General features: G+C 71.7%; 23 protein-coding genes. 6 read left to right on the top strand and 17 right to left on the bottom strand.

Translation table 11 applies throughout. The features are described from left to right. Nucleotides 1-1,638 carry a helix-turn-helix domain-containing protein gene (locus ABEB03_RS35135; protein WP_345656936.1) on the bottom strand — a complete coding sequence of 546 codons (1,638 nt, stop codon included), beginning with the start codon at nt 1,636-1,638 and terminating at the stop codon, nt 1-3. Between the two features lie 161 nt (nt 1,639-1,799). On the opposite strand from ABEB03_RS35135, the gene ABEB03_RS35130 reads away from it, so the two are divergent. Both ABEB03_RS35130 and ABEB03_RS35125 read left to right on the top strand, forming a co-directional pair. Beyond that, complete coding sequence (locus tag ABEB03_RS35130) at nt 1,800-3,398, top strand: N-acyl-D-amino-acid deacylase family protein (RefSeq protein ID WP_345656935.1); 1,599 nt, start codon at nt 1,800-1,802, stop codon at nt 3,396-3,398. Beyond that, nucleotides 3,395-4,519 carry a M20 family metallopeptidase gene (locus ABEB03_RS35125; RefSeq protein WP_345656934.1) on the top strand — a complete coding sequence of 375 codons (1,125 nt, stop codon included), beginning with the start codon at nt 3,395-3,397 and terminating at the stop codon, nt 4,517-4,519. The genes ABEB03_RS35130 and ABEB03_RS35125 overlap by 4 nt, the downstream gene beginning before the upstream one ends. A 46-nt stretch (nt 4,520-4,565) precedes the next feature. Here ABEB03_RS35125 and ABEB03_RS35120 read toward each other — a convergent pair whose 3' ends face one another. From ABEB03_RS35120 to ABEB03_RS35090, 7 genes are all read right to left on the bottom strand, one after another. After that, nucleotides 4,566-5,951 (bottom strand): serine hydrolase domain-containing protein, encoded by a 1,386-nt coding sequence (locus tag ABEB03_RS35120; RefSeq protein WP_345656933.1) that lies wholly within the window; start codon nt 5,949-5,951, stop codon nt 4,566-4,568. Beyond that, the gene (locus ABEB03_RS35115) at nt 5,948-6,985 is read right to left on the bottom strand and encodes an ABC transporter ATP-binding protein (RefSeq protein WP_345656932.1); all 1,038 of its coding nucleotides are present in this window, start codon (nt 6,983-6,985) and stop codon (nt 5,948-5,950) included. Before ABEB03_RS35115 ends, ABEB03_RS35120 begins: the two co-directional genes overlap by 4 nt. Further along, nucleotides 6,982-8,949: a dipeptide/oligopeptide/nickel ABC transporter permease/ATP-binding protein gene (locus tag ABEB03_RS35110; protein ID WP_345656931.1), complete on the bottom strand. Its 1,968-nt coding sequence runs from the start codon at nt 8,947-8,949 to the stop codon at nt 6,982-6,984. The genes ABEB03_RS35115 and ABEB03_RS35110 overlap by 4 nt, the downstream gene beginning before the upstream one ends. 6 nt (nt 8,950-8,955) lie before the next feature. Continuing rightward, entirely contained in the window at nt 8,956-9,882 is a 927-nt protein-coding gene (locus ABEB03_RS35105; RefSeq protein WP_345656930.1) for an ABC transporter permease, read from the bottom strand. 131 nt (nt 9,883-10,013) lie between these two features. Then, on the bottom strand, nt 10,014-11,612 hold the full coding sequence (locus ABEB03_RS35100) for an ABC transporter substrate-binding protein (protein ID WP_345656929.1): 1,599 nt from the start codon (nt 11,610-11,612) through the stop codon (nt 10,014-10,016). 355 nt (nt 11,613-11,967) lie between these two features. Beyond that, complete coding sequence (locus ABEB03_RS35095; RefSeq protein ID WP_345656928.1) at nt 11,968-13,200, bottom strand: serine hydrolase domain-containing protein; 1,233 nt, start codon at nt 13,198-13,200, stop codon at nt 11,968-11,970. Between the two features lie 320 nt (nt 13,201-13,520). Next, nucleotides 13,521-14,753, bottom strand: a complete 1,233-nt coding sequence (locus ABEB03_RS35090; RefSeq protein WP_345656927.1) for a serine hydrolase domain-containing protein — start codon at nt 14,751-14,753, stop codon at nt 13,521-13,523. Nucleotides 14,754-15,246: 493 nt separating this feature from the next. Between ABEB03_RS35090 and ABEB03_RS35085 the strand changes: the two genes are divergently transcribed. Together ABEB03_RS35085 and ABEB03_RS35080 are read left to right on the top strand one after the other, a co-directional pair. Next, entirely contained in the window at nt 15,247-16,368 is a 1,122-nt protein-coding gene (locus ABEB03_RS35085) for a GlxA family transcriptional regulator (RefSeq protein ID WP_345656926.1), read from the top strand. Between the two features lie 449 nt (nt 16,369-16,817). After that, nucleotides 16,818-17,399 carry a DUF3152 domain-containing protein gene (locus ABEB03_RS35080; RefSeq protein WP_345656925.1) on the top strand — a complete coding sequence of 194 codons (582 nt, stop codon included), beginning with the start codon at nt 16,818-16,820 and terminating at the stop codon, nt 17,397-17,399. Between the two features lie 156 nt (nt 17,400-17,555). Here the strand turns inward: ABEB03_RS35080 and ABEB03_RS35075 are convergent, their stop codons facing one another. After that, nucleotides 17,556-17,972: an ATP-binding protein gene (locus ABEB03_RS35075; RefSeq protein WP_345656924.1), complete on the bottom strand. Its 417-nt coding sequence runs from the start codon at nt 17,970-17,972 to the stop codon at nt 17,556-17,558. Nucleotides 17,973-18,260: 288 nt separating this feature from the next. Here ABEB03_RS35075 and ABEB03_RS35070 point away from each other — a divergent pair, with 288 nt between their 5' ends. Next, complete coding sequence (locus ABEB03_RS35070; RefSeq protein ID WP_345656923.1) at nt 18,261-18,737, top strand: hypothetical protein; 477 nt, start codon at nt 18,261-18,263, stop codon at nt 18,735-18,737. Nucleotides 18,738-18,822: 85 nt separating this feature from the next. On the opposite strand, the gene ABEB03_RS35065 is transcribed toward ABEB03_RS35070, so the two are convergent. Next, the gene (locus tag ABEB03_RS35065) at nt 18,823-19,521 is read right to left on the bottom strand and encodes a TetR/AcrR family transcriptional regulator (protein ID WP_345656922.1); all 699 of its coding nucleotides are present in this window, start codon (nt 19,519-19,521) and stop codon (nt 18,823-18,825) included. Between the two features lie 101 nt (nt 19,522-19,622). On the opposite strand from ABEB03_RS35065, the gene ABEB03_RS35060 reads away from it, so the two are divergent. Beyond that, the gene (locus ABEB03_RS35060) at nt 19,623-20,180 is read left to right on the top strand and encodes a hypothetical protein (RefSeq protein WP_345656921.1); all 558 of its coding nucleotides are present in this window, start codon (nt 19,623-19,625) and stop codon (nt 20,178-20,180) included. A gap of 81 nt (nt 20,181-20,261) precedes the next feature. On the opposite strand, the gene ABEB03_RS35055 is transcribed toward ABEB03_RS35060, so the two are convergent. The 7 genes from ABEB03_RS35055 to ABEB03_RS35025 all read right to left on the bottom strand — a co-directional run bounded on the left by ABEB03_RS35055 (nt 20,262) and on the right by ABEB03_RS35025 (nt 26,633). Continuing rightward, nucleotides 20,262-21,086: an MIP/aquaporin family protein gene (locus tag ABEB03_RS35055; RefSeq protein WP_345656920.1), complete on the bottom strand. Its 825-nt coding sequence runs from the start codon at nt 21,084-21,086 to the stop codon at nt 20,262-20,264. Nucleotides 21,087-21,161: 75 nt separating this feature from the next. After that, a complete protein-coding gene (locus ABEB03_RS35050) occupies nt 21,162-22,022 on the bottom strand; it encodes a patatin-like phospholipase family protein (protein WP_345656919.1) in 861 nt (286 codons plus the stop codon). Further along, nucleotides 22,022-23,014, bottom strand: coding sequence for an alpha/beta hydrolase (locus ABEB03_RS35045; protein WP_345656918.1), 993 nt, complete (start codon nt 23,012-23,014; stop codon nt 22,022-22,024). Before ABEB03_RS35045 ends, ABEB03_RS35050 begins: the two co-directional genes overlap by 1 nt. A 34-nt stretch (nt 23,015-23,048) precedes the next feature. Then, on the bottom strand, nt 23,049-23,711 hold the full coding sequence (locus ABEB03_RS35040; protein ID WP_345656917.1) for a histidine phosphatase family protein: 663 nt from the start codon (nt 23,709-23,711) through the stop codon (nt 23,049-23,051). Nucleotides 23,712-23,911: 200 nt separating this feature from the next. Further along, the gene (locus ABEB03_RS35035; protein ID WP_345656916.1) at nt 23,912-24,334 is read right to left on the bottom strand and encodes a universal stress protein; all 423 of its coding nucleotides are present in this window, start codon (nt 24,332-24,334) and stop codon (nt 23,912-23,914) included. A 28-nt stretch (nt 24,335-24,362) separates the two neighbouring features. Then, nucleotides 24,363-25,616 (bottom strand): YbfB/YjiJ family MFS transporter, encoded by a 1,254-nt coding sequence (locus tag ABEB03_RS35030; RefSeq protein ID WP_345656915.1) that lies wholly within the window; start codon nt 25,614-25,616, stop codon nt 24,363-24,365. 273 nt (nt 25,617-25,889) lie between these two features. Next, nucleotides 25,890-26,633: an aquaporin gene (locus tag ABEB03_RS35025; RefSeq protein ID WP_345656913.1), complete on the bottom strand. Its 744-nt coding sequence runs from the start codon at nt 26,631-26,633 to the stop codon at nt 25,890-25,892. Between the last annotated feature and the right edge of the window lie 299 nt (nt 26,634-26,932).

Here is a 26,932-nt window from a genome sequence, read left to right as displayed (position 1 = left end):
TCAATCCCGGCCGGGGACTTGGTGGGGGCCGACGACGGTCGGCGCTGCTCTGCCCTCGGAGACCAGCAGCCGCAACTGCAGCCAGAGCACCAGGCGTTCGTCCGCGTCCCCGAGGTCCACACCGAACAGCTCCCCGACCCGGCGGATGCGGTACCGGAAGGTGTTCTGATGGATGTGCAGACGGTCCGCCGCGACGGTGGTGTCACCGAAGGCGTCGAGATATGCGAGGAGGGTCTCGGCGTACCGGGTCCCCCGCTCCGCGTCATGGTTCAGCATGGCGGTGACGGAGGCGAGTCGGATCCGCGGGTTGTCGGCGATGGTCTCTTCGAGTTCCAGCAGGATCGCCTGGCAGCGTACGTCCTCGATGGAAGCCACGTGGGCGCGATGTGGTTCGCCGGCGAGAACCGCCAGGACCCGGTCCGCCTCCATGCGCGAGCGCGGTACGTCCGCGAAGTCTGCCACCGCGGATCCGATGCCGGCCCGCAGCCGGGTGTGCAGCGACTCCTCCGAGCGGGTGATGACGGTCTCGGCCAGTGACGCCACCCGTGCCTGCGGCACGTCCTCCGGAAGGGGGAGCAGGGCGTAGACGACCTGTCCCTCGACCACACAGGAGGCGGAGGCGGTCAACGTCTCGGCGCAGGCGGTCACCAGGTCCGCGACCTGCAGCCCGAGGACGTCGGCCGGAGCGCCGGACGAGGCGGGCAGTTCGAGGGCGAGCACCGTCATCCGGCCGGAGTCGATGCCGAACCTGGCCACGGGCGGGGTCCTGCCGGCGAGCAGGGAGCGGAGCAGTTCGCCGCGGGCCCGGCGTTCCAGCTCCGTGGCGCGGCGCAGCCTGAGCAGGTGGAGCGCGGCCACCCCGGCGGCTTCGGTGAGTGCCTGCTCGGCCTCGGGAGAGAATGGGGTCCCGGACTCCACCGCCCAGATGGAGCCGAGGAGTTCGGAGCCCGCCCGGACCGCCACCGCGAGCCGGGCCAGCGGTGAGGCGTCGCCGATCCGGACGGCGCCGGGCGCGCGCCACAGCCGCCGGTAGATCCGCATGTAGTGGTCGTCCAGGGGCACCTGGCGCCCGAGGATCGTGTCACGGCGCGCGTCGTCGATCGGCTGGCCGGGGAGGTTGGAGTAGGCGAGGACCCGCTGCTGGGGGTCCTCGACGGTGATGGCGCCGCCCACCATGGCCGCCACGGCGTTGGCCAGGGCGAACAGGTCACCCACGGCGGCGGCCGAGGGAAAACCCGGCGCGTCCTGCCCGGAGTTGCCCGCGGCGGCGGCGAGCAGCGCGTCGACGTGCCGCCAGGGAATGACGTCGGCGACGGCGAGCACAGCGATCCCGGCGGCGGTGGCGGCCTCCACCAGTGGGCCGGTGTCCGCCCCGCGGGTCTTGAGAGCGATCGCCGCGGCGCCCGCCCGGCCGAGCGCGGGCAGGGCGTCGAGGAGGGCCGTGGCGTCGGGACGCATACCGACGGCCAGCAGGATCGCCCCTCGGTGGGCCTGCCCCTCCTCCTCGGTGACGTCCAGGACGCTGTGCCCGGTCACCGGGTTGTCACATCCCGCCGGCGCGGCGAGCAGGCGGGCGGCGGATGTCCCGAGCAGGTCGACTATCCGCGCCAGGGAGGGATGTGCGTAAGGGGTCGTCACGTTCCGTCCTTCCAATGCCGCTCACGATCGCACGCCGCACCCGGCGCGGACATGTGCGGGGGCACATGATCGCCGCACCGGATTGGTCGCGGAGGACGAGGTGAGGGTGCGGGCCTCCGGCGAGACTGCCGTGCGCAGGCAAAAACAGTGAGGAGACAGGCGTGTACGAGCTGAAGTTGCGCGGGGGCACCGTCCACGACGGCCTGGGCTCCCCGGGCATGCGGGCGGACGTCGCCGTCACGGGCGACCGTGTGATGGCGGTCGGCCATGATCTGGGGCCCGCACGGCGGGAGATCGACGTCGCGGGGATGGTGGTCGCGCCAGGGTTCATCGACCCCCACAGCCACTCGGACATGGTCCCGATGATGTCCGATCCCCAGCCCTTCAAGCTGCTCCAGGGCGTGACCACCGAGATCGTCGGCAACTGCGGCTACTCCGCCGCCCCGATGGACGACGCGGCCGCGCAGGAGGCCCAGGCGTTGTACGGCGACCTCTCGGCCGGGGCCGCGTACACGGCGCGCTCCTTCGGCGCGTACCTCGACGACATCGAGGCCGCCGGTCCCACGAACCACATGGCCGTGATGGTCGGGCACCACACGCTGCGGCTGACCGCCAACGGCATGCGCCGGCAGCTGGCCCCCGAGGCGCTGGCAGCCATGTGCACGCTGGCGGACGAGGCATTCGCCGCGGGAGCCGTCGGCTTCTCAAGCGGTCTGATCTACACACCCGGGGCGTATGCCGACGTCGAGGAACTGGTGGCACTCGGCAAGGTCGCCCACCGGTGGGGACGCCCGTACGCGACCCATATGCGGGACGAGAGCGACGCCTTGGAGGACGCGCTGGACGAGGCGATCGAGATCGGCCGGCGAGCACGCATCCCGGTGCAGATCTCCCATTGCAAGGCGGCCGGCCGGCCCAACCACGGCAAGTCCTCGATGCTCCTGGGAAAGCTGCACGCGGCGCGGGTGGCCGGCGTGGACGTCCGCGGCGACCTGTACCCCTACCTCGCCGGAGGCACCATGCTCCACGCGATGCTGCCCCCCGAGGCGCTCGCCGGAGGCGCCGAGGCGCTGCTGGCCCGGATGGCCGACCCGGCCGAGCGGGCTCGGCTGCGCGCCAGGGCCGAGGATCCGGCGCGGGCGATGGCGGCGGGTCTCTGGCGCCAGGTGACGCCGGCCGACGTACTGATCACCCGTCACCGGGACACCGGGGTCGTCGGTCGGACCCTGGCGCAGGTCGGCGCAGAGGGCGACGCGTGGGAGGCCCTGTGCGCGCTGATCACGGCCGACGTGAACGCGATGATCGTGCCGACCATGATGGCCGAGTCGGACATGCGGACGATGATGGCCGATCCGCTCATCGGCATCGGTTCGGACAATGGCATGCCCACCGGGCTGGATCATCCGCGCACCTGGGGCTGCTTCCCACGCTTCCTCGGCCGCTACGTGCGGGACGAGGCAGTGGTGGACTGGCCGGAGGCGGTCCGCAAGGCGACCTCGGCGAGCGCGGCCCAGTTCGGCCTCGCCGCACGGGGCTGGCTGGGGCCCGGTGCCGTCGCCGACCTGTGCGTCATCGACCCGGAGAAGGTCGGCCACGACGGCACCTACGCCGTGCCCGACGCCAGGCCGACGGGCATCCCCTTCGTGGTGCTGGCCGGGGATGTCGTGGTGGACTCCGGGGAGTTCACCGGTGAGCGGCGAGGTCGCGTGCTGCGCGCGGGCCGTGGCGAGCGAGCCGCCGGAGCGGCGGTGGCGGGATGAAGCACACCGCGCTGCTCGCCGCGGCCGCCTCACAGGCGCCACGGATGCGGGCCGAACTCGCGGAGCTGGTGGAGCAGGAGTCCTTCTCCTCGGACCTGCCGGCCCTGCACGCGTGTGCGGACCTGGTCGCGGAACTCGGCGCGCAGGCGCTGGGAAGCGCGCCCAGGCGGCTGGAGCTGGGAGGCCGGCCTCATCTGCTGTGGCCGGGTTCGGGTGACGGCGACGTGCTGGTGCTCGGCCACTTCGACACGGTGTGGCCGACGGGCACGCTCGCGGATTGGCCGTTCACGGTGGACGGTGATGTGGCGACCGGCCCCGGTGTCTTCGACATGAAGGCCGGCATCGTGCAGATGTTCGCGGCCCTGCGGCTGCTGCCGTCGTCGGAGGGCGTCGCCGTCCTGCTCACCAGCGACGAGGAGATCGGCGCCCCGTCCTCGCGGAAGCTGATCGAGGACACCGCCCGCGGCTGCCGGGCCGTGCTCGTGCCGGAACCGAGCGCGGCAGGGGCGCTGAAGACCGCACGCAAGGGCATCGGCACCTACCGGCTGGACGTCCGCGGGCGGGCGGCGCACGCGGGACTCGAGCCGGAGAAGGGCATCAACGCGACCATCGAGGTCGCCCGCCAGGTGCTGCGCATCGCCGCGCTGGGCGACTCCACCGTGGGCACCAGCGTGACCCCGACCGTGCTGTCGGGCGGCTCCTCCATGAACACGGTTCCCGAGCAGGCCTCGGTGCAGGTGGACGTGCGGGCCTGGACCGCGGCCGAGCTGGCACGGGTGGACGCCGTCCTGCGCGAACTGGAGCCCGTGGCCGCCGGCGCCGCCCTGGAACTGGACGGCGGCGTCAACCGGTACGCGCTGGAGGCCTCCCATTCGGCGGACCTGTTCGCCGCGGCAGCGCAGGAGGCCCGGGCGCTGGGGCTGGCCCCCCTGCGCGGCGCTGCGGTCGGCGGCGGCTCGGACGGCAACTTCACCGCCGGGCTCGGGGTGCCCACCCTGGACGGGCTGGGCGCGGTCGGGGATCATGCCCACGCCCCGGGCGAGTACGCCGACCTGTCCGCGATGCCGCAGCGGGCGGCGCTCATGACGGCGCTCGTCGGACGGCTGCTCGGCATCGGCTGAGCAACTGCCCGATCTGGGCTCGGGAACCGGTACAAGGGCCGTGCGCTCAGCCGGTCTTCGGCGTGGCGCGACCACCGAAGTGGATGTAGCGGGAGCTGTCGCCCAGGGTGTGGAGAACGACGGGTGTCCACGCGGCGAAGTCCTGTTCCCGGGTGACGAAGAGACCGGCGTCCGGATCGACGGCGGTCAGTGACATCCGGTGCGGTGGCTCGTCGACGCCTGCCAGTCCCTCGGTGACGGTCACGGTGAGTTCCGGCGTGCCGTCCTCGGAAGGAGCGAGGTCCATGCGCACGTGGTGCCGCTCGTAGCTCCCGTACCAGTCGGCGAGATCCACGGGGAGGGGCTCCGCGGGCGGCTGCGGCGGCCCCGGCATGCGCAGCCCGGCGGTCTCGGGGAGCACCTCGTTCGCGACCGCCCGGAAGAGCTCCCGGGTGCGTCCGCCGTTGGTGAGCAGGACGATGACGACGTCCCGGTCGGGGAGGACGCGCAGGAAGGCGCTCTGGCCGATGGTGCCGCCGTCGTGCCCGTACAGGGCACGGCCCTCCCAGGTCGGCAGGAACCAGCCCAGGCCCCAGTGGTCGGCGATGGTCCAGCGGTCCGGCACCGCCACCTGCGGCTCGCGCATCATGCGTGCGGAAGCGGCCGACAGCACGCGGGTGCCGTCCGCGGCCGCGCCGTCGGCGAGGTGCATCCGCGCGAAGGTGACGAGATCCTCGGCGGTGGCGACGACGATGCCCGCCGGTCCGGCCGAGCGTGGGACGTCCCAGCGGGGCGCGGGTCGCGGCCAGTCGTCGGCTCCGCCGTCCGGCACCGGCAGGTGCCCCATGGCCGCCCGGAAGCGCAGTACGTCCTCGGGCAGGGTGAAGGTGTGGTCCATGCCCACGGGGGCGAGGAGACGCTCGCGCAGGGCGGTGTCCCACAGCTTGCCGGTGAGCACCTCGATGACCCGGCCGGCGACACCGAAGCCGGTGTTGCAGTACGACTGGGTGGCACCGAGGGGGTGCGACTGGCCGAGATCCGCGCACCGGGCGACGAACCGCTCCAGCACGTCGTCCCCGCGGCCGACGTCAGTGAAGACGTCTCCCTGGATGCCGCTGGTGTGGGTGAGCAGGTGGCGCATCGTCACCGAGGCGGTCACGTCCGGGTCGGCCACCTTGAACTCCGGCAGCACCTTCACCACTGGCTCGTCGAGATCGAGCAGCCCCTCGTCCACCAGTTGCATCACAAGGGTGGTGGTCAGCGTCTTGGTGATGGAACCGATCTGGAACAGCGAGTCGGTCGTGGTCTCCACTCCCGTACCCCGGTTGAGCACGCCCGCCGCCGCGAGAACGGTCCGGCCACCGGCGTGGACGGCCAGGGATGCGCCGGGCACGCGGTACTCACGTGCGAGCTCTTCGAGTCGTCGTCCCAGTTCTGCCTGGTCCAGTGTCAACGTTGCTCCTTCGTAGCGGTCTTTGCATCGGTGGTGGCCACGGCGGGCGAGGCGTGCCCACCGTTCGACGGACTGTCGTGTTCTTCGGCGAAGTGGCAGGCGGCCCGGTGGGGCCGCGCGGCGGCGCCGAGCTGCGGGTCCAGGGTCAGGCACACCGAACGGGAGGCGTTCACGCGCGGCCCGACGGGGCAGCGGGGGTGGAAGCGGCAGCCGTGCGGAGGGTGGTGGGGATCGGGGGCGTCCAGGTCCCCGGACGGCGTGTCGATCTCGCGCCAGGACCGGCCCAGGCGGGGCACGGCTGCCAGCAGGGCCCGTGTGTAGGGGTGGCGGGGCCGGGCGAGGAGCTCCTCCCTGGGCGCCGCCTCGACGATGCGGCCCAGGTACATCACAGCGATGAAGTCGCTGACGTACCGGACCACTTCGAGGTTGTGCGAGATGAACAGCATCGAGGTGCCGGAGCGGGCCTGGATGTCGCGGACGAGGTTGAGTACCGCGCCCTGTACGGAGACGTCGAGAGCGCTGGTGATCTCGTCGGCGATGATGACGTCGGGGCGTACCGCGAGCGCCCGCGCGAGCGCCACCCGCTGCCGTTGGCCGCCCGACAGGCGCCTGGGGAGCACATCCGCGTGCTCCGGGGACAGGGCGACCAGATCCAGCAGCCGGCCGATCTCCTGGCCGCGCTGCTCGCGCGTCGGGCGCGTACCGGCGCGGGCCCGTACAGCCTCGTCCAGGGTCGCCGCGACCGTCATCCGCGGATCGAGCGAGGCGTACGGGTCCTGGAAGACCATCTGGATCCGCCGTCGGCGGGCCGTGTCCGAGGCGATGTCCTCGTCGTCCAGCAGGACTTGGCCGGCGGTGACGGGAACGAGTCCGACGACGGCGCGGGCGACGGTCGACTTGCCCGAGCCCGATTCGCCCACCAGGCTGACGATCTTTCCCGGGGGCACGGTGAGACGTACGCCGTCGACCGCCGTCATGGCTCGGCGACCCCGCCCGAAACGTACCGTCAGTCCCTCGATCCGCAATCCGGTCATGCCGGTCCCGCCTTGGTGGTCGTCGTGTCGGTACGGTCCGCCGGAGACGGAGGACGCGGATGCCAGCAGGCGACCCGCCGCCCGTCCCGGAACTCCAGCGGCGGCTGCTCGCCACGGCACTTGTCCGATACGAACCGGCAGCGCGGTGCGAAGGCGCAGCCGGGCGGCAGCTCTAGGGACTGCGGGGGCCGACCGGGGATGGTGGCCAGCGGTTGATCCCGGTCGTTGCCCATGTGGGGCACGGCTGCCAGGAGCGCCTCGGTGTAGGGATGGGCGGGGCCGTCGAGCAGAGAGCCGACGGCGACGTCCTCGACGATCCGGCCTGCGTACATCACCACCACCCGTCGGCACAACGAGGTCACGACCGATATGTCGTGCGAGATCATCAGGACCGCCGCTCCGGTGTCCTCGTTGATCCTGCCCAGGAGCCGCACGATCTGTTCCTGCACGGTCACGTCGAGCGCGGTGGTCGGCTCGTCGGCGATGATCAGTTCGGGTTTCCCCATCAGCCCCATGGCGATCATGGCGCGCTGTCGCATGCCGCCGGACAGCTCGTGCGGGTACTGGGCCATCCTGATGGCGGGGCTGGGCACGCGTACCTGCTTCAGCCGGTCCTGTGCGAGTCGTATCGCCTCCGCGTGCGGCAGACCGAGATGGGCCTCGCTGGCCTCGGTGAGCTGACGCCCCATCTTCAGTGCGGGGTTGAAGGAGCTCAGCGGGTCCTGGAAGACCACAGCGGTCGTCGAACCCAGCAGCCTGCGCCGCTCGGGTGCGCGCAACGTCCCGGGGTCCCGTCCGGCGATCTCCAGCCGGTCGGCGGTGACCTGGCCAGGCTCCGGCACGAGCCCGGCGATCGCCATGGCCGTGAGCGTCTTGCCGCTGCCCGACTCGCCGACGATGCCGACCGTCTCACCGTGCCGGACGTCCAGGGTGACGCCCCGGACGGTGTGCACCGGCCCCGCCGGGCCGGGAAAGAGGACCCGAAGGTCGTGCACGCGCAGGGCGTACGCGTCGGGGCCGGCCGCGGGCACGGCCGTCTGCTGCGCGGTCGTCCCAGCCCGCGGCAGGCCGCCCGCAGTGGTGCGGCGCCGTGCCCCGGCGAACCGGCGCGGACGGGCGTCCCGGGCGGAGGAGGCCGCGTCGTCGCGGACGAGCGCGGCCGCGGTCTCGCCCAGGGCATTGAAGACCAGGCCGGCGACGACGATGGCGACACCGGGCCCCAGGGCCGCGGCGGGGGCGGTGTAGATGCGGTTGACGTTCTCGCTGAGCAGGCGGCCCCAGTCGTAGGAGGGCGGCTGGACGCCCAGCCCGAGGAAGCTCAGCCCGGACAGGGCGATGAGCATGCCACCGACCTGCAGGGTCGTGGTCACGATCAGCGGTTCCGCGATGTTGGGCAGGACATGACGCAGCATCAGGCGTGCTCTGGACACGCCGAGCATCCGTGCGGCGGAGACGTAGTCCGAACCGGACACCGACGAGGCGAGGGTGTACGTCAGGCGGGCGTAATTGGGGGCGGTCGCGAGGGCGAGGGCCAGAACCGCCCCTTTCGCGCCGACACCGGCCACGGTCGCGACGCACAACGCCAGCAGCAGCGCGGGGAAAGCGATCGCGGTGTTCATCGCCGACTCCCATGCCCGGCGGCCGCGGCGGCCGAGGACCGTGGGGAACGCGCCGAGCAGCACGCCGGCCGCCGAACCCAGGGCGGTCGCCAGCACCGCGAGGATCAGGGAAAGACGCGCCCCCGCCATCACACGGGCGAACATGTCCCGGCCCAGACTGTCGGTGCCGAGCAGGTGCCGCGCGGAGGGCCCCTGCTGGGCCGCGGCCACATCCAGGTGCGAGGCGTCGGCGCCCCAGATGACGGGGCCACAGGCCGCCAGGAAGAGCAGGAGAAGCAGACCGAGCGCGCCCATGATCCCTGTGGGACCGATCCGGGAGGCGTACCGGCCGCCTTGCTTGGTCACCGTTCGTCAGCTCCTCGTGAGGGTCGAGCGGGGGTCGAGCAGCCCGAGGGCCAGATCGACGAAGAGGTTCACCACCAGCACCACCGCCCCCAGGAGCAGGACGATCGCCTGCACCAGCGGGTAGTCCTGGGCGACGATCGCGCCCACCACGGTGCTGCCGAGCCCTGGCCAGGCGAAGACGTTCTCGACCAGGACGCTGCCACCGACCAGTGAGGCGAACAGGATGCCGCCGACGGTGAGCCCCGCGGTGAGCACGTTGGGCAGTGCATGGCGCAGGTACAGCCGTCGTGCAGGGAGGCGCTTGCTGCGGGCGACCCGTAGATGGTCCTGGCCGAGGACACGGGTGGTCTCGGTGCGGATGATGCGGGCGAGTTGGCAGCTGGGACCGAGCGCCAGAGCGAGCGCGGGCAGAACGTAGGAGGCGGGAGTGTCGGCGCCGGCGGGTGGCAGCCAGGGGAGGGTCACCGCGAAGACGAAGACCAGGCCCACGCCGATCAGGAAGTCGGGGACGGTGGTGCATATCCCGGTCACGCTGGTGAAGGCGAGATCCGTGCCGCGGCGGCGCCCGCCGTGCGTCGCCACGGCCACCCACATACCGACGGGGACGGCCATCAGCGCGGTGAGCAGGAACGCCAGACCGGCCAGCTCCGCGGTCGCCGGCAGCCGGGTGGCGATGACCGACGACACCGGATCGCCGCTGGTGAGCGAGGTACCGAGGTTTCCACTGAAGACGCCCCCCAGGTAGTTCAGGTACTGCGTCAGCAAGGGCTCGTCCAGGCCGAGCTCGGCTCGGCGGGCAGCCACCACAGCGGGGTCGGCCGTGGCACCCAGAGCGGCGCGCACCGGATCCCCGGGCACCAGATGGACGAGCAGGAACGAGGCCGTGACGACCACGAAGAGCGAGATCGCCAGGCGTACCGCCCGTCTGATCAAGAACCGTGCCCAGGGGGAGGATCGCCGGACGTCCTCCCCCTGGCGCCCCGCGCTTGCAACGCATGCCCGGGAACCGTCGCGCGGGACCGTCAAAGGGCCCCGGGATGGCTGAGCCATGAGGTGACGTCCCCTCAGTTGGCGCGCAGACGGATGCTGGTCGGGAGCGGCATCTCGCCGGAGATCTCGAACGTCGCGCCGCGCCCGAAGTAGCTGACGTACCGCTGCGCGATGGGCACGACGTCGGCTCGGGCGAAGAGCGCCTTCTCTGCCTCGGTCCACAACTGGCAGCCGGGCCGACCGGGGGTCTGCACCGCCTGGGCGACCAGCTGTTCGTAGGCGGTGTTGTGGATGCCCGCGAAGTTGGATCCCTTGGGGGCGCCGGGGCCCGAGAAGAAGCTGACGCTCTGCGACGGCAGCTGGGTGGCCAGATTGATCTCCGGGGCGACGTCCCAGTTGTCACTCTGGAAGACAGCCTTGAGGAAGGCGGCCGAGTTCAGGCTCTTCACCTTCACGTCGACCCCGAGCTTCTGCCACGCGGCCGAGAACAGCTCCATGCCCGCCGACGCGTTCGGCCGCTCGGAGGAGTACATCGCGGTCAGGCGCAGGCGCTTGCCACCCTTCGACCTGATCCCGTCCGAGCCCTTGCGCCAGCCCGCCTGGTCCAGCGCGGCGGCTGCGGCCGACTCGTCGAACGCGGGGATGCCCGCCGCAGCGCCGGAGTCGTCGCAGATCTGTGGCGGCACGCCCATCGTGGTGTTGCCGGTCTTGCCCTGCCGGTCGGTGAGCACATCCGCGATCTGCTTGCGGTCCAGGGCCTGTGCGAGCGCCTTGCGGACCACGGGATCGGCACCGGGATGCCCCGGGTGTTGGTTGAACACCGCCAGCGTCCCGCCGTCCTCGAAGCGGTACTCCTTCATGCTGCCCGCCAGCCGCTCCCGGTCGGGGCCGTTGACGATGCTCCCATTGAGGCTGCCGCTGGTGAGGAGGTTGGCCGCGGTGGTGTCATTGTTGACGATCTTCAGGACGATCTTCTGCGGGGCACCGGGCACATCGATCCGCGCGCCGTCGGGCCCCCAGGTGTACTCGTCGCGACGGACCAGCGTGTAGTGGTCGCCGGGTACGGCCTCGGTCAGCTTGTACGGGCCCGATCCACTGGTGGTCCTGGAGAGTGCGGTGGGGTCGGCCGTGCCGCTGCCGCACACCACGAAGAAGGCGGCCAGCGACTGGAGCAGCAGGCCGTCCGGTTTGCCGGTGGTGATCGTGACGGTGCCCGCGGTGTCGTCGGCCTTGGTGGTGAAGTCCGGGCCCGGCAGCACGATGCCGAGCAGCGGCGAGGCGGCCTTGGGGTCCTTGAGATAGTCCAGATCCTTGCTGACGACGCTCGGGGTCACCGCCGAGCCGTCGGAGCATGTGACGCCCTTGCGGAGCGTCAGGGTGACCGACGAGGGGGTGACGTCCCACTTGGTCGTGATGCCCGGAATCGGGTTTCCGTTGTCGTCCAGGGTGACCAGCGGGTCGTAGGCGAAGGTCAGGAGGTTGTTGGCCGCGGCGACAACGGTGTGGTACGGATCGAGCTTGCCCGGGTCCTGCGACAGGGTCGACGTGAACGTGCCGTTGCGGACATAGGCGCCCTGGCTCCCGGCGCCCGAGCCCGAGGCTCCTGTGGAGCAGGCCGTCGCGGCGAGCGCGATCACACACAACATCGCTGTCTTGGATCTGTGCAGTCTCATGAGAAGCCTCCAGCAGCACACCGTGGCGGATGCGGAGGAGCATCCAGCCGGCGCACCTCGGCCGTCTTCGTCGCTGCGCACCAGATGGGCACCTCGCATTCGTCGCCGGACCCCAATGGGCCCAATCAGCAGGCGGATGCCGTGGTGGTGGCCTCCAGCCCCGCCGGGGAAGCGCCGCCGGAAAGGCGGCCGGAGGCTCGGGCGGTCGCCTCCAGCCCCACAGGGACACCGCGGTCCTCGAGCGGACGGCGTCGACCACACTCGCGCCGTGGAGCCCGATCCGGCGTGACGCTCATGAGTGTGCCCGGCCCGCCGTCGCGGGCCGGGCACACCACCGGAGGCCGTGAGGAACCGGTTAGGAGGTGGGAATGTCGTAGACGTTCCTCGGGGTCACGATGTCGGTGACCGCCTTGGCGAACTTCGTGGTCAGCGACTTGCCATCGACATTGACGTCGCTGGTGGTGTGCACTACGAGCGTGGCCTTGGCCTTGGGCAGATGGACCATCACCGTCTGATAGCCGGGCAGCGAGCCGTTGTGCCCGATCCACCCGTGGTTGTCGAATATGCCGAGGCCGTAGCTCAGGCCCTCCCGGCCCGTCGGCAGCATCTTCAGCCGTTCGGCCTGGGTCGCCCTGGACAGCAGGGTCCCGTCGGCAAGGGTGGACGCCCAGGACCGCAGATCGTTCAGGTTGGAGATCATCACCCCGGACGCGCCGCCCGGCGGGGCCCAGTTCGTCGCGTCCGTGATCGAGCCGTCGTTCGACGCCTGGTCGGTGTACCCGTGGGCGTGGGGGGCGGGGAATTCGGCGCCCTTGGGCATGAAGGTGTGCTTCAGGTGGGCCGGCTTGAGCACGTGCCGCGTCAGGTAGCGGTCGAAGGGCTGTCCGGTCACCTTCTCCACGACCATCGACAAGAGGATGGTGTTGGTGTTGCTGTACTGGTACTGGCTGCCCGCGGGGAAGGCGACCGGGTGCTTGAAGGCGTAGGCCAGCAGCTCCTTGTCGGTGAACGTGCGGCTGGTGTCGGCCAAGAAGGTTTTGGCGAGGTCCTCGTCGTTCAGGGCGTTGAACAGGCCGCTGCGCATCTCGGCGAGGTGACGCAGTGTGATGTGACGGCCGTTCGGGACGCCGCGAACGTACTTGGCGATCGGATCGTCCAGGCTCACCTGCCTGTGGTCGACCAGGCGCAGCAGCGCGGTGACCGTGAAGGTCTTGGTGACGCTGCCGATGCGCATGTTGAACCCGGGGGACATCGGCTGCTTCGTCGCCTTGTCGGCTGTGCCGAAAGCCCTGACGTAGCTGCCCTTGCCCGGCGCCCACAGGCCCACCGTGACCCCGGGCGTGTGCGTGGTCCGCAGGACGTGCTGGACGGCGCGGTCGAGCTGCGCACGGACCTGCGGTGTCAGCGTCCGCATCACCGGCTGCCTCGAGACGGTCCTGTGCGCCGGGGAGGGATCGCCGGTGAAGGCCTGGACCCCCGTACCCGTCGCCACCACCGTGCCGGCGGCCAGCGCCGCCCCGATCACGGCAAGCGTGCGACGCCGGGTGACGGGCCGAACGCGGTCGCCGGTCGATGAACTGTGAGGCATGCTGCGCCCTTTCCACGTGCGGGCGGGCCCCTTGCGGCCCGTCCGGCTTCGCTTTCCATGGTGGTTTCGGCCGGCGGGCCTTTCCTCTGTCTCACGGGCGGTTTCCTCCCTCCGCCGGAGGGAGGAGACGGCGCCGCTCTCATCCCTGGCCGTCCGGTCGGGCCCTGCACGGAGGTGCCCCGACCCGATACGGGCCGGGGCACCTGCGGTGCATCGCTCTTGGGACTGGGGCTGGGGCCGGTGCCGTCGCCGGAGTCATGGCCCGGCCGCCGCGCAGCCGCCTGCGGAAGAGGCCGATCCTGCTCTTCGAGCCGTGTGGGCTACGGGACGCAGAGGGTCGTGCGTGAGGCGGTGAGCCAGGCGGAGATCTGGTCGGCGCTCCAGGTGTCCGGGTCGGCGTTGGTGGCCAGCACGAGCTGGCGGGTGCCGTCGGCGCTGGTGAACGCATTGGTCTGGGTGCCCAGGACGCTTCCGGTGTGGCCCCACATGGTGACGCCGCACAGTGTCAGCTTTTCCAGGCCCAGTCCGTAGCCCTTGGTCCGGTCGGCCGGATCGACCGTGAAGGGCCCGGTCTTGGTCATCTCGGCCAGTTGGGCCTTCGGCAGGAGCCTGCCGGTGAGCAGGGCCTTGTCGAAGCGGGCCAGGTCGCTGACGGTCGAGGTCAGCGCGCCTGCCGCCCAGGTGGTGGAGGGGCTGATGCCGAACGTGATGTCCCGGGGTGCGTGGCCCGGCCGGCCCAGCATGTATCCGTGCACGGCCGGGTTTTGGATCTTCAGGGTGCGGAGGGGGAGCCGGGTGTCATGCAGTCCGAGAGGGGTGATGATGCGGCGGTTGAGTTCCTGCTCGTAGGAGCGGTGGGTGACCTTCTCGATGATCAGGCCGAGCAGGAAGTAGTTGGTGTTGGAGTAGGAGAACTTCGTGCCGGGTGCGAACAGCCGTGCATGGCTGTCGGCCAGGGCCACCAGCCTGCGCGGCGACCAGTAGTATCCGGCGTCCCCTCTCAGGTAGGGGGCCATTGAGGCCGGGTCCTGTTCGAAGGCAGGGAGTCCGCTGGTGTGGTTGAGCAGCTGCCGCACGGTGATGCGGGCGCCGCCGTGGATGACGCCGGGCAACAGATGCTGCACGGTGTCGTCCAGACTCAGCCGGTGCTCGGCCGCCAGTTGCAGCACCACGGTGGCGGTGAACACCTTCGTGTTGCTGCCGATCCGCAGGTGGTCGTAGCCGGCCATGGGCCGCCTGGCGGCCACATCGGCGTAGCCGGCCGCGGCGGTCGCGGTGCGGCCGTGGTCCCGGACGAGAGCGATCGCCCCGGGCAGTCCCGCCCTGGTCAGCTGGCGGACGGCCTTCCGAGCGGCGCGCTCGGCGGCCCAGGGGTGGGCCGGTGCCGTGTGGTGGACCGATGTGCGGGAGACCGTCGAGCCGTGGCCGCCGCCGAAAGCTGTGGCGCTGGGGGCAAGGACGGCTCCGGCCACGCTCGCGGCGCACAGGAGGGCGGCCATCCACCTGCCGCGATGGCGTGTCGGGCGGACAGGGGTGGCGGTTTCACGGGGCATGGGGGCTCCAAGAGGAAGGAAGGTTGCGCAGGGAGACGGGCGCGTCACCAGCCTCGATGCCGCCGGGGCGAAAGACGTCCGTCCCTTGGACCACCCTCGGGCCCCGCCTTGCGGGGGAGGGCGGGGTGCGCCTTCGCCTGCCGGACGAGACCGGTGGTCCACCCACGACGGTGCAGGTACGCCGAGGAACCCGGCCCCGCCACCCGCAGGCGGCAGGCCGGAGAGGGGCAGGGGCAGACACCAGCCCTGACCGACGAAAAGAGGTCCCCTGTCCGGGAATTGCCCTGCCGGCGGGACAGGAGTGGTCCGGGCGAGGCCATGGCGTCCCGCCGTGCGTCACCGGGCCGGCGCGGGTCTGCCGGCCTTCACGGGTCCCGGGCAGCCGGCCGCACCAGACCGGGCCGAGCCGCCCGCCCAGGAGAATGGGCGATGGCCGGATGCGAGGGATATCGGTCCTTGCCCCGCCGTGAGGCCTGGCCCGACCCTGGCAGTCATGGTCACCTCGAACCGTCAGGCCGGCGCTGACAGTCGTCCGCGCACCCACGTCGTCGTGATGGTCCTCTACGACGGGGTGCAGGCGCTGGACGTCACCGGACCGCTGGACGTCCTGGCGGCCGCCAACGACCACGGGGGCCGCTATCGGGTTGTTGCGCTGTCTCCCGGCGGCAAGGAGGTGCGGACCACGTCCGGATTGCGACTTGCCGCCGATGGGAGGCTCGAGGAGTGGCCCGGGCGTCTCGGGACGCTCATGGTTCCCGGCAGCCCCGACTGGCACGTGCCGGTGGAAGACCACGGGCTGATCGGGGAACTGACGCGGCTTGCGCGCTCGGCGGGTCGGGTGGCCTCCCTGTGCGCGGGGGCCTTCCCGCTCGCGGCCGCGGGTCTGCTCGACGGGTGCCGTGTGGCCACCCACTGGAGGCAGGCCGACCAGCTGGCCGCCCGCTTCCCGTCGGTGCATGTCGACCGTGATGCGTTGTTCATCCGTGACGGACGGATCATCACCTCGGCGGGCGTGACGGCGGGTATCGATCTGACGCTGTCGCTGGTGGAGGAGGACCTGGGCCCGGAGGTGGCGCGCGCTGCGGCGAAGGACCTGGTGGTCTTCATGGCCCGGCCGGGCGGGCAGTCCCAGTTCAGTGTCCGGCTGCGCGCACGGTATTGCCGCAGCGCCGGCGTGCGGGCGGTACTGGACGCCGTGACCGCCGCTCCCCAGGCGGACCACAAATTGCCCGCGCTCGCGGCGCGGGCGGGGGTGAGCGTGCGCCACCTCACCCGACTGATCCGCCAGGAGACCGGCACCACGGCCGCCCGGTTCGTCGAGCAGATCCGCCTGGAAGCGGCGCAGAGCATGCTCGAATCGGGCACCGACCCCTTGGACATGGTCGCCCGCAGGAGCGGACTGGGATCGGCGGAAACGCTCCGCCGTGCCTTCCAGCGTGAGCTGGGGATCACCCCCGGCGCCTACCGCGCACGCTTTCGCAGCACACAGCCGGAGTGTCCCATGACCTCCTCCCACCCCACCGATCCCGGATGCCGGCCGGCAGCCGGCACTCCACTCGCCGGCGACCTGGAGACGCCCGCGGCACCCGGCGCCAAGTCCGCCACGGGCTTTTGATCGTCTGGTGCTGATGGAGACGGCAGGGGGTGATTTCCAGCGGGAGCGTGGTGTCACCCTGGGCCGCACCAGACGCGGTTCAGAACCGTTCCTCGCCCGGCCGAATTCCGGCCAGAACTCGCCGGTCGGCGCCACTTCTCATTCCGGCCACACATTCCGGTCGCGCGCTCACGGCGGCGGCGTCGGGGCCGCCGCGAGCGGCGCCGACTGCCTGTCATACCGGTGGTGGCGACGATGGTGGTGACGGCCGCGCTCTGCGGCGTCGGTCATGTATTGCTCGATGAGGGCAGGCCGGCCCCATCGGGCGGGATGACACTCTCGCCCCCTGCCCCCCCGAGGGGACCGCCCGGCGCGGCACGCCCACCCCGGCCGCCTCGACCAGCACCCCGACCCGGCCGCCCCCCTCCCCGACACGACCGCCCCCTTCCGCGACCCGGCCACCCGCTTCCGTGGAACCGGCCTATCCCGTCCATGGGCCGGGCACCTACACCTGGGCCGAGGGCAGCTCACAACGCATCGGCACCGGCGGGACGTTGATGCGTTACGCCGTCCGGCTGGAGGACGGAACCCACCTGAAGATCGCCGACGTGGCGCAGGAGATCAGGGACATCTTCGCCGACCCGCACGGGTGGACCCGGCAGGGCGTAGCCTCCTTCCAGCAGGTGGACAGACCCCCCTACGACATGCTCATCACCCTTGCGTCGCCCGACACCACGGACAAGCTGTGCGCCCAGTGGGGTTTGGACACCGGCGGCGAGGTCAACTGCGGTGTCCGACCGAATCTTGTGGTCAACCTGCGGCGCTGGATCGAGTTGAGCCCCCAGTACACCGGCCGCACTCACGCCTACCACACGCTGATCATCAACCACGAGGCCGGCCACGACCTGGGCTACGGCCACCGCACCTGTCCCGGCCCCGGCCTGCCGGCTCCGGTGATGATGCAGCAGATCAAGGGGCTCAAGGGGTGCACGGCCAACCCGTATGTGTATGACGACGACGGCCGGTTCATCGACGGCCCCAAGGTGTCGTGAGGGGGCGCGGCCGGGGCCCGATGTGCGGCGTCGGGGTTTGAGGACAGCGGTGAGACCTCGGAGTCGGACAGCCGGGCATCTGCCGACGACACCGTCTCTCGTACCCCGAAGTCTCACCGTGTACGAGGGCGGCCCTCGCTCCCGGTCTGGTTCCTTTTACCGTCCGGTCAGGTCGGCGGCGGATTGCGCCGTCGGTTTCCCGGCCGTCGTCACACGCAGCACCGCGCCCACGCGCCATCCCTCCGGCTCGCGGGTCACCTCGATCGATTCGGCCAGGGCCTCGACGATGGCCAGGCCGCGACCGTGCTCGGCCAGTTCCTGCGGGATGACAAGACGGTGTGCGGTCAAAGGCACGCCGGAGTCCGTCACACACAGGTACAGCCGGTCCGCCTGCTGGAGGAGGCGGATGGTCATCTCCGCGTGACCGTAACGGACGGTGTTGGCGGCCAGTTCGCTGACGACCAGTGCGGCCGCGTCGAGGTCGTCCGCGCTCACTCCCCACCGGGTGAGCAGGTCGGTGGTCCAATGCCGGGCGACGCTCACGCTGGCCGGCTCGGCGGGCAGCGCCAGCACAGCCGTCCGATCGGCACTTGTCGCAGACGGCGTCATCCGGCGTGGGGCGTCCACGGCCCATACGGGCTGGGGGGCTGCGAGGTGGGGATGGCGCGGACGGGACAGCATGGCGATCTCCGAGGGGGCCTGTGTGACGGAGGATCCGTCGGTACACACGGGACAACCGGGTGCGCCTGTGCGGGGATGGCCGTGCTTTCGGACCTGCTTCCCACGCTTTCGGCCCTCACTTCGTCGGGTGAGGGGAGAACGGCTGATGCCGAGTTCGGCATCCTCGGCAGAATGATCCACATGGCCATGGACAAGGACGCAGCGTTCGCACTTCCGCGAGGCGCCACGGGTTTCTTCCGGCCGAAGGACGGACCGCTACCGGACACCGACCCGCGGACGTTCCGCACAGCGCTGTATGCAGCCGCGAGGGCGGCCAAGGGCCGTGTGGGCGAGATCGAGGACCAGACGTACCCTCGTACGTTCCACACCGCGACGGTCATCGAGGACACGGGCGAGTACGTCGTCCTGTGTCACGCCCACCACCCCTGGATCGCATTCGCCCAGGAGTGCCGGGACCGGTACACCGAGGAGTTCCTCGCACCGCCGCCGTGGGCCTGTGCCTTCGCCGACCTGGGGTTCGTGGTGCTTGATCGCGTCCAGCTCACTCTGCCGCTCTCGGACGTCGACACCTCGGTCCTGACCCAGGGCGAGTGGCGCGAAGTTCGCTCCCACGGCATCACCACACTGGGCGGAGTGCTCTTCAACGCGTGGGACTGACTTCTTGCGCGCCTTGCACTCCGGCAGTGGACCGCGCCCCGGCCCGCTCGGCGCTCGACGCGGCCGGTCGCGCCCGGACCCGCGGTTACGCGCCGGGTGGCGCGCACTCCACGCCGGAGACCGTCGTGGCGGCCGAGGGGTCCCGGTCGGGTGCGGAGGCGGCGCGCTCGTCGAGCCCACGGGCGGTGTGGATCCGCAGCAGTCCATCGATGCCGCGGAGCAAGGTCTCGCCGGCCAGGACAGGGTCGCCGAGGTAGCCGGCGCTCATCGCCCCGTCGCGGAGCATGGCGAAGTGCCGCCCGGCGTGCTCGGCCTCCGCGGCCGTGATCGCGGCGAACAGTCCGGTGATCGTCTGAAGGAACCATGCGCGGTGTTGGACGACGGCACGGTGCACCGGGTGCTCGGGATCGGGGAATTCCGCTGCCGCGTTGAGGAAGGCACATCCGCGGTATCCGGGCGAGCGGATCTGCTCGACCAGGGACGCACCGATGCCCCGCAGGATGCCGTCGGCCGGCACGTCCGCGGCCGTCAGGGAGGCGATCTGGGTGCGGATCGCCTGGTCGACGCTTTCGATGTAGGCGACGGCGAGATCTTCTTTGCTGCGGAAGTGACGGTAGAAGGTGGCGTTGGTGACCTTCGACTCGGCGACCAGACGGTCGACGCCCACCGTGTGGATGCCCTCCGCGTAGAAGAGCTGCCCGGCGGTCCTCAGGAGTCGTTCCCGGGCCTCGGAGACTCGCCTGCCGGTGCCTGTGCCGATTTCCGTCCTCGTCATGACACCCATCCTAGCGGGTAGAACGCTCTCTCTTGTTTTCGCGGAACGGGTGTGCCAGGCTGCAGACAAGAAAGATCGTTCTCTCTACCGCGAAGTCACTGGAGAACCCCATGGCATCCACCGCCTCTGCCGAGTCCATCGGCGCCACGCCCGCCCTGCGCCGGCTGTACGTCGTCCGCTTCGTCTTCGCCGCCGCGTGGGCCGCGCTCCTGCTGCTGTTCGGCTCCGAGCTCACCGTCGGGGCCAAGCTGCTGCTGGTCCTCTATCCCGCCTTCGACGTGGCCGCGGCCGTCGTCGACGCCAGGTCGGCGCGCGACACCGGGCCGGTCAAGGGCCTCTACGCCAACATGGCCGCCGGCGTGCTCGCCGCCGTCGGCGTCGCGATCGCCGGCACCTCGGGCGTCGCCGACGTCCTCCGCGTCTGGGGCGCGTGGGCGATCGTCTCCGGCCTCATCCAGCTCCTCGTGGGCGTCGCGCGCCGGCCGATGGGCGGCCAGTGGGCCATGATCCTCAGCGGCGGCATCTCCGTCCTCGCCGGCGGGACCTTCATCCGGAGCGCCACACAGGACGACCCCTCGCTGACCGCCCTCGCCGGCTACGCCACGCTCGGCGGAATCTTCTTCCTCGTCTCGGCGATCCGCCTGTCCCGTTCGACCCCCAGGAGCTGAGGTCGCCGCGGCCGAAGTGAACGATCCGCAGGACGACAGCGAGCGGTGACGACTGGGCCGAGCGACCGTCGCGTACGCGCCTCAGGCCACTTGTCGGGTCCGATTTCGCAGGGCGGCGTCGCTCCCGCACAGGCGGTAGGTGCACGGTGCGGGGGTGCCCAGACGGCGCTGGAACAGGCAGTGGACCGCGGCCCCGATCGATGCGCCGACCAACGGGGCGGCCAGGTAGACCCACAGCAGTCGGGTGCCACCGGACAGCAGCGCGGGACCCAGTTGGCGCGCCGGGTTCGCCGAGCCTCCACTCAGTTGCCCCAGCACGGTGATGATCAGGGCCGTCGCCGCGCCGACGGCGTAGGGCAGCCAGCGACTGATGGCGGGGCGGGCCAGGAAGAACCCCACCATCACGACCACGAGGATGAGGCAACCGGCCTCCGTGACGGCCAGCGCGGCCGTGTTCCACCTGGGGCTGGGGTGCACGGCCGCATAGCGCAGCGAGGGCCGGGACACCACCGGTCCCCAGCACAGCCGCCCCAGCGCGGTGCCCGCCACCGAGCCTGCCAGCTGTGCGGCGGCGTAGGCGGGCACGTAGCGTCCGGGGAAGGCACCCATCAGCCACAGCGCGACGCTGATCGCGGGGTTCATGTGGGCGCCGGAGCAGCGCCCCGGCGGGGAGGTGATCAGCACCACGAGGATGATGCCGACCACCGCCCCCACGATGGCCGTCGCCGCGCGGGCGCTGTTCACGGCGAGCGGCGAGTCCGGTGGTGTCAGCCAGCGGGCGGCGGTGACCACGCAGTACAGCAGGACGGAAGTCAGTACGAACTCCCAGGCCGCGTCGGCAAGCCCATACAGAGGGCGGCGGTCCGAAGGCGCGGTGGCGGAGCCGGTCGTTCCTTCCCGGAGCACCTTTCGACGGTACGTCGCGGGACGGCCGCACGGGTAGGGAGACCGCCGGCTGCCGGCCCGGGCGTCGCGTGCGGCCTATCGGTCGGTGGCAGCGGGCCAGATGTTCCGCACAGTGCCGGTCAGCGCCATTCCCTGCCGCCTGCCCTGGCGGGCGGAGGCGGGCCGCCGGGCGGGGTCCAGCGGATTGGGGCCGATCGCGTCGAGTGCGGCGTCGTCAGGTGTGATGACCAGGACTTGGCTGTGCGGGCGCAGCAGCGGCATCTCGCCGGCCAGTCCCTGCGACGCGGGGTTGAGGCCGGGGCCGGTGTCGGGCGCGAGGACGACCACCACGTCATGGCCCAGGGCGAGGTCGGCGTTGGTCGTGGAGCGGACGCTCCCGTCGACGTAGCGCCGTCGACCGACGGTGGCGGGCGGCCAGATGCCGGGCACGGCGCAGCTGGCCGCCACGGCGGATGCCAACGGGACGCCCGAGGTGCCGTCCCACACGGCGAGATCGCCCGTCTGCGCGTCCACCGCCGTGATGAGCAGCCGGCGGGCGGGCCAGGTGTCGACGGGAAGTCGGGCTTGGATCGTCCGCATCCGCTCGGCCTCCGGGACGGTGTGTGCCGCAAGGGCCATGGCACCGATCCGGGCCCTGGTCTCCCGCTCGTCGTGGGCGCCCTCTGTCAGCTTGGTGAGGGCGGCCGCCGCGTGCTGCGGGTCGAAGACGGCCTTCACCTCCTGTGAGGCGCCGGCGGGCGCCAGTTGGTCGGCGAGGAGGTGGTGAAGACCGATACCACTGGTGGCCTGGACGGCCACGACCGATCCGGCCGAGGTGCCGACCACCAGGTCGGCGCCCGTGAGGTCCACCCCCGTTTCCTGTAGCGCCTGGAGCACCCCCAGCTCCCAGGCGATCCCCGTCACGCCGCCTCCGCCGAGCACCAGGGCCGTCGACATCAGCGACCCCCCGTCGCGGCCCGGGGTGCGGCCAGAGCATGCCGCAGTGCCTGCCCGGCCTGGTCGACAGCGGCCCGGGTGAGGGGAGAGGCCGCCAGCGCGTCCTGCGCGGTGAACGAATGGACCGCCCCCAGGTAGCGGACCGCGACCACCGGGACACCTGCCTGCGTGAGCTTGCGGGCATACGCCTCGCCCTCGTCGCGCAGCACGTCCGCCTCGGCGGTGATCACCAGGGCCGGCGGCATCCCGGCCAGTTCTTGTGGGGTGGCCCGCAACGGTGCGGCGGTCGGTTCGGTGCGCACCGAGCGGTCGGGGGCGTAGTGGTCCCAGAACCATCTCATCTGCGCGCGGGTGAGGAAGAAGCCGTCCGCGAACTGCTCATAGGACGGCGTGTCGAAACCGGCGTCCAACGCCGGGTAGAACAGCACCTGCTGCAGCAGGTGGGGACCGCCCCGGCGCTTGGCCAGCAGTGCGGCGGCCGTGGCCAGGTTGCCGCCCGCGCTGTCCCCGGCGACCGCCAATCGGGACCCGTCCAGCCCCAGTTCCTGTCCGTGCTCGGCGATCCAGGCGGTGGCCGCGTAGACCTCTTCGAGCGCGACGGGGTAACGGGCCTCCGGTGAGCGGGTGTATTCCACGAACACCACGGCGACGCCGCCGGCGTGGGCCAGGTCGCGGGTGGTGCGGTCGTAGGAGAAGCGGTCGCCCAGCACCCAGCCGCCGCCGTGGCAGTACATCACCGCCGGCAGCGTGCCCGAGGAGCCTTCCGGCCGCACGATCCGCACCAGCACCGTGCCGCGGGGCCCGATGGGCAGGTGCTGCTCGTGGATGTGGACGGGCTTGAGCACCGCCTGGGCGGCGCGCTGGGACGCCAGGGCGTCGGCCCGGGCCTCGGAGGGCGACTGGCTTTCCAGCGGCGGCGCGTCGGCCGCGGCCGACTGTGCCAGGAAGCGCTCGGCATGCGGATCCAGGTGTACGGGCGGGTGGGTGTCCAACGAATCCTCCAGGAGGGCGCCAGGGGAGCGGGGTTCAGGGGCGATGCGGTGGGGCGTCGGCGGCTGCCGGAGGGCGGGCGAGCAGCCGGTCGTCGAAGGAAGGGCTGAAGTTCCAGCCCAGCAGGCTGGGACGTCCGTCGTAGTGGGCCAGGCGTCCTATGGAGGCGGTGCGCAGTGCCAGGTGTGCCCCGGCCGCGGCGGACAGTCCCAGCCAGCGGGCGGTCATCAGCCGGATGAGGTTGCCGTGCGAGACGAGGACGACGGGTCTGCCGGTGGCGGTGAGGCGACGGGCGCAGTCGAGCACATGGTCCGCCCGGGCGGTCACCTCCGGCAGACATTCGCCCTTGCACGCTTCCGTGTGCAGGGCGTCGTCCCAGATGTCGTGGTGGCACGGTTCGCTTCGGCAGCGCTCGTCCACCGTGTGGCCGTCGGGCAGCTGGTAGCTCCACTCCCGCAGGCCGGGGTCGATGTCCGCGCTCAGGCCCGCCAGTCGCGCGGTGCGGCGGGCTCGCAGTGCTGGACTGCACAGCACGTGGGCGTCCTCGTAGGCCTCGAGGTGCGGCAGGAGCATGCCGGCCTCGCGCCTGCCCGCGGCGGTCAGGTCGGGATCGTCCCGCCCGGTGTAGTAGCGGCGGGAGCGGTTCCAGGCCGTCTCCGCGTGCCGGACGAGAATGATCTGTTGCTGGGGCACTGCCATGATGCCTTTCTCGCGGCCCCGGCGCCCGCCGGCCCGGGAGGGCCGAGGGGTACCGGGGCCGCCTTGCTTGTCAGGAGCCGGCGCCGCCGCCGACGACTGGTTGTTCGGCCTGCACCGTGGTGAGGGACGGTGGGGCCCCGACAGCGATCAGGCGGGCCGGGCCTGCCTGATCGGTGACGAGCACCGTGCGGTGGGACATCTCAGCCCTGGTCGGGAGCCAGGAGCACGGCGGTGCGACTGTTGTGGGCGATCGCGGTGCTGACACTGGGGGAGAACCAGCCGGCGAGACGACTGCGGTGATGGGGGCTGACGACGATCAGGTCGGCGTCGAAGCTCTCGGCGGCCTCCCGCACGGCTTGCGCCACGTCCGACACCAGCCCGTCCAGCAGTTCGCCGTCGGCTTGGACGCCGGCCTGCCGCAGGGCCGTCACGGCCGCGTCCAGGACCCGGTGGGCGGTGGGGTCGTCCTCCAGGCCGACGACGGTGTCGTACACCACCTCCGAGGTGTCGATGTGCAGCACACGGACCTGTGCGCCGGTCAGGTAGGCCAGTTCGGCGGTGGTACGGATCGCGCTGTGCGCGGCGGGGCTGCCGTCGACGGCGACCAGGATGCGGTGATACATGGGGGTCGTGCTCCTTGAAGGGGTGGGGTCAGCGCTGGACGGCGCTCGGGGCGCCGGCCGCCGGCGCTTCCTGGTGGTGGTGCTCTGCCGTCCGTTCGCGCTGGACGAGGGCGACGGCGGCGGAGACGGCGAGCAGTACGACGGACAGCCACAGGCCCTTGGCGATGCCTCCGGAGGAGTCGGACAGCAGGCCGGAGATCAAGGGACCGACGGCCTGGCCGACGCTGAAGGCGACCGTCAGCAGGGCGATGCCCAAGGTCCAGGCGTGCGCGGGCAGCATCCGGCGGGCCAGGACGGTCACAGCGGTGGGCCCGGCCATGAACGAGCCGCCGAAGATGATCGCCGAGGCGATCGCGGCGCCCATCCCGTGCCACAGCAGTACGGGCAGTACGCCGATCAGTACGACGGCCGAGACCAGCGCGGGGGCCGTGCCGCCGCGCAGTCGGCCGATCACCCGGCCCCACACCAGCAACGTCGCCGCCGCGGAGGCTACGCCCAGCACGATGAAGAACGTGCCGGTGCCCCAGACCTTCATGCCTTGGCTGTGCAGCAGGGCGATGACGAAGGTCATGTAGGACACGTAGCCGGCGCCGAACAGCACGTACCAGACGAAGAGAGGTGTCAGCGGCTTGAGGCCGGCCCGGCCGCCGTGGGCGGCACCGCTGGTGGCCTGCTCGGGTACCTGGCGTGCGGCCCAGGCCGCGGGTCCGATGGCGAGGAGGGCGAGCAGCCCCATCAGCAGCCACCCGGCCTGCCAGCCGGACGCGCCCCAGGCGGTGAGCGCCGCGGGCACGACCACGCCGGAGAGCACCACGCCGATGCCGACACCGGCCATGTACATCCCGACCAGGGAGGCCGAGCGTGCCTGTTGGCCGCCGCTGTGGACGCGGGAGGCGAGAGCCGAGCCGACCACGAAGGTCACCGCGGTGCTCAGGCCGCCGATGAACCGCAGGACGGTCAGGCCGGCGAAGTTGTCGGTCGCCCCGGAGGCGAGCAGGGTGAGCGCACTGATGACGATGCCCCACACGAACGCCTTCCCGGAGCCGAAGCGGCGCGACCACCAGGCCGCGGTGGCGGCTCCGATGATGTAGCCCAGCGCGTTGGCGGTGTTCATCCCACCGGCCGCCGCATAACTCCAGTGCAGCTTCTCGCGCATGGCCGGCAGCAGCAGCGCGTACGCGAACCGGGTGAAGCCCAGCGCCACCACCGGGCCCGCCGCCAACGCCAACGCAACCAGAAACTCCGGCCGCTGCTTGGCGGCCAGAGACGATGAGGCGGTCATCGCACACGCTCCCAGGCAGTCGAGTCGATCATCACAGGGCCTTTCTCGAACGATCCGGATGTCAGGATCACGGCGCTTGATCAGCGCCTTCACGGGCCTTCAACCCGTGTTGTGCGGGCTGTCATGTCCGGCCTCTGGGCCGTACTCCCCACGGATCCGGCCACCGCACGAGCCCGCGTGCAGCCGGCACGCCTCTCCCGGAGCCGGAGCCGGAGTCGGAGCCGGAGCCGGAGCCGGTGGAGGTGCAGGAGCCGGTGGCGCTATCGGTGCCGGTCAGGCGGGCAGCGCAGGCGCGTGCGGCAGGCGTCCGCGCACCAGAGCGAAGAGCCCGCCGCCCACCAGCGGGGCGATCAGGTACACCCACAGCCACGCCAGGTCGTGGGAGAACAGCTCCGGCCCGAACTGTCGGGCCGGGTTGAAACTTCCGCCCGTCCATCGCCCGGTCAGCAGGATCAGCGCGGCGATCACCGACGCTGCGACCGCCGGCAGCAGGAAGGCCAGGCGGGGCCGCGCCGCCACGAAGGTCACCGCGGCGAGCATCACGGCGGTCGCCGCGGCCTCGGAGGCGAACACGGCAGCCCACGGGATGTGGTCGGATGCCCGGATGACTGCGTAACCGACGGCGTGGTGGGCCGTCTGCTCGCCCCACACCAGCCGGCCCACCGCCACCCCCGCGACGGAACCGGCCAGTTGGGCGGCGACGTAGGCCGCCGCGTCCCGTCCCGGGAGGGCCCCCATCAGCCAGAACGCCAGCGAGACCGCCGGGTTCATATGGCCGCCCGAACGTCGCCCGAACGGCGAGACGATCAGCAGGCCGACGGTGATGCCGCTGACCACGGCGTCCGCGACCAGCCGGCCCTCCTGCGAGGGGAGGGCGCGTCCCAGTGGACCCTCGGTGCCGAACAGGTGCCTGAACAGGGTGACCATCACCAGCAGCAGGATCGCGGTCGAGGCGAACTCGCTGAGCCACGCGGGCCAGTTGTGCCGGCTGCGGTCGCGCCGACTCTGTGTTCCCACAACATCCTCCTGATCACCGCGTGACCCCACGCGTACCGACGGGACACCCGGCCCCGGCAGTGCCTCGCCGGCTGTCTGTACGTCCCGTCCACGGCCCCGGGCGGCCCTCTCCCACGAGGGCACCGGGCCGCCCGGAGCGGGTGGTTGTGCGGGGTCGACCCGCCCCCGGCCGGCGGCATGTCCGCGCGCACGGCCGGGTGACCCACGCATCGGGCCACGGCCGCCGATGCAGGACGACGCCCCCGTACCGACGGTGTGTCAGCGGCCGGCGGCCACGACGAGCCCACCCGGGGCGAAGA

The sequence above is a fragment of the Streptomyces siamensis genome (genome assembly GCF_039543605.1).
GTDB lineage: Bacteria > Actinomycetota > Actinomycetes > Streptomycetales > Streptomycetaceae > Streptomyces > Streptomyces siamensis.
This window is presented reverse-complemented; position numbering and strand designations above follow the sequence as displayed.

What these genes read in the sequence shown, in the direction of transcription:
- ABEB03_RS35125 (WP_345656934.1), top strand. Translation starts at nt 3,395, where the DNA reads ATGAAGCACACCGCGCTGCTCGCCGCGGCCGCCTCACAGGCGCCACGG.
- ABEB03_RS35115 (WP_345656932.1), bottom strand. Translation starts at nt 6,985, where the DNA reads ATGACCGGATTGCGGATCGAGGGACTGACGGTACGTTTCGGGCGGGGT.
- ABEB03_RS35100 (WP_345656929.1), bottom strand. Translation starts at nt 11,612, where the DNA reads ATGAGACTGCACAGATCCAAGACAGCGATGTTGTGTGTGATCGCGCTC.
- ABEB03_RS35095 (WP_345656928.1), bottom strand. Translation starts at nt 13,200, where the DNA reads ATGCCTCACAGTTCATCGACCGGCGACCGCGTTCGGCCCGTCACCCGG.
- ABEB03_RS35090 (WP_345656927.1), bottom strand. Translation starts at nt 14,753, where the DNA reads ATGCCCCGTGAAACCGCCACCCCTGTCCGCCCGACACGCCATCGCGGC.
- ABEB03_RS35085 (WP_345656926.1), top strand. Translation starts at nt 15,247, where the DNA reads ATGGTCACCTCGAACCGTCAGGCCGGCGCTGACAGTCGTCCGCGCACC.
- ABEB03_RS35070 (WP_345656923.1), top strand. Translation starts at nt 18,261, where the DNA reads ATGGCCATGGACAAGGACGCAGCGTTCGCACTTCCGCGAGGCGCCACG.
- ABEB03_RS35065 (WP_345656922.1), bottom strand. Translation starts at nt 19,521, where the DNA reads ATGGGTGTCATGACGAGGACGGAAATCGGCACAGGCACCGGCAGGCGA.
- ABEB03_RS35060 (WP_345656921.1), top strand. Translation starts at nt 19,623, where the DNA reads ATGGCATCCACCGCCTCTGCCGAGTCCATCGGCGCCACGCCCGCCCTG.
- ABEB03_RS35050 (WP_345656919.1), bottom strand. Translation starts at nt 22,022, where the DNA reads ATGTCGACGGCCCTGGTGCTCGGCGGAGGCGGCGTGACGGGGATCGCC.
- ABEB03_RS35040 (WP_345656917.1), bottom strand. Translation starts at nt 23,711, where the DNA reads ATGGCAGTGCCCCAGCAACAGATCATTCTCGTCCGGCACGCGGAGACG.
- ABEB03_RS35035 (WP_345656916.1), bottom strand. Translation starts at nt 24,334, where the DNA reads ATGTATCACCGCATCCTGGTCGCCGTCGACGGCAGCCCCGCCGCGCAC.
- ABEB03_RS35030 (WP_345656915.1), bottom strand. Translation starts at nt 25,616, where the DNA reads ATGACCGCCTCATCGTCTCTGGCCGCCAAGCAGCGGCCGGAGTTTCTG.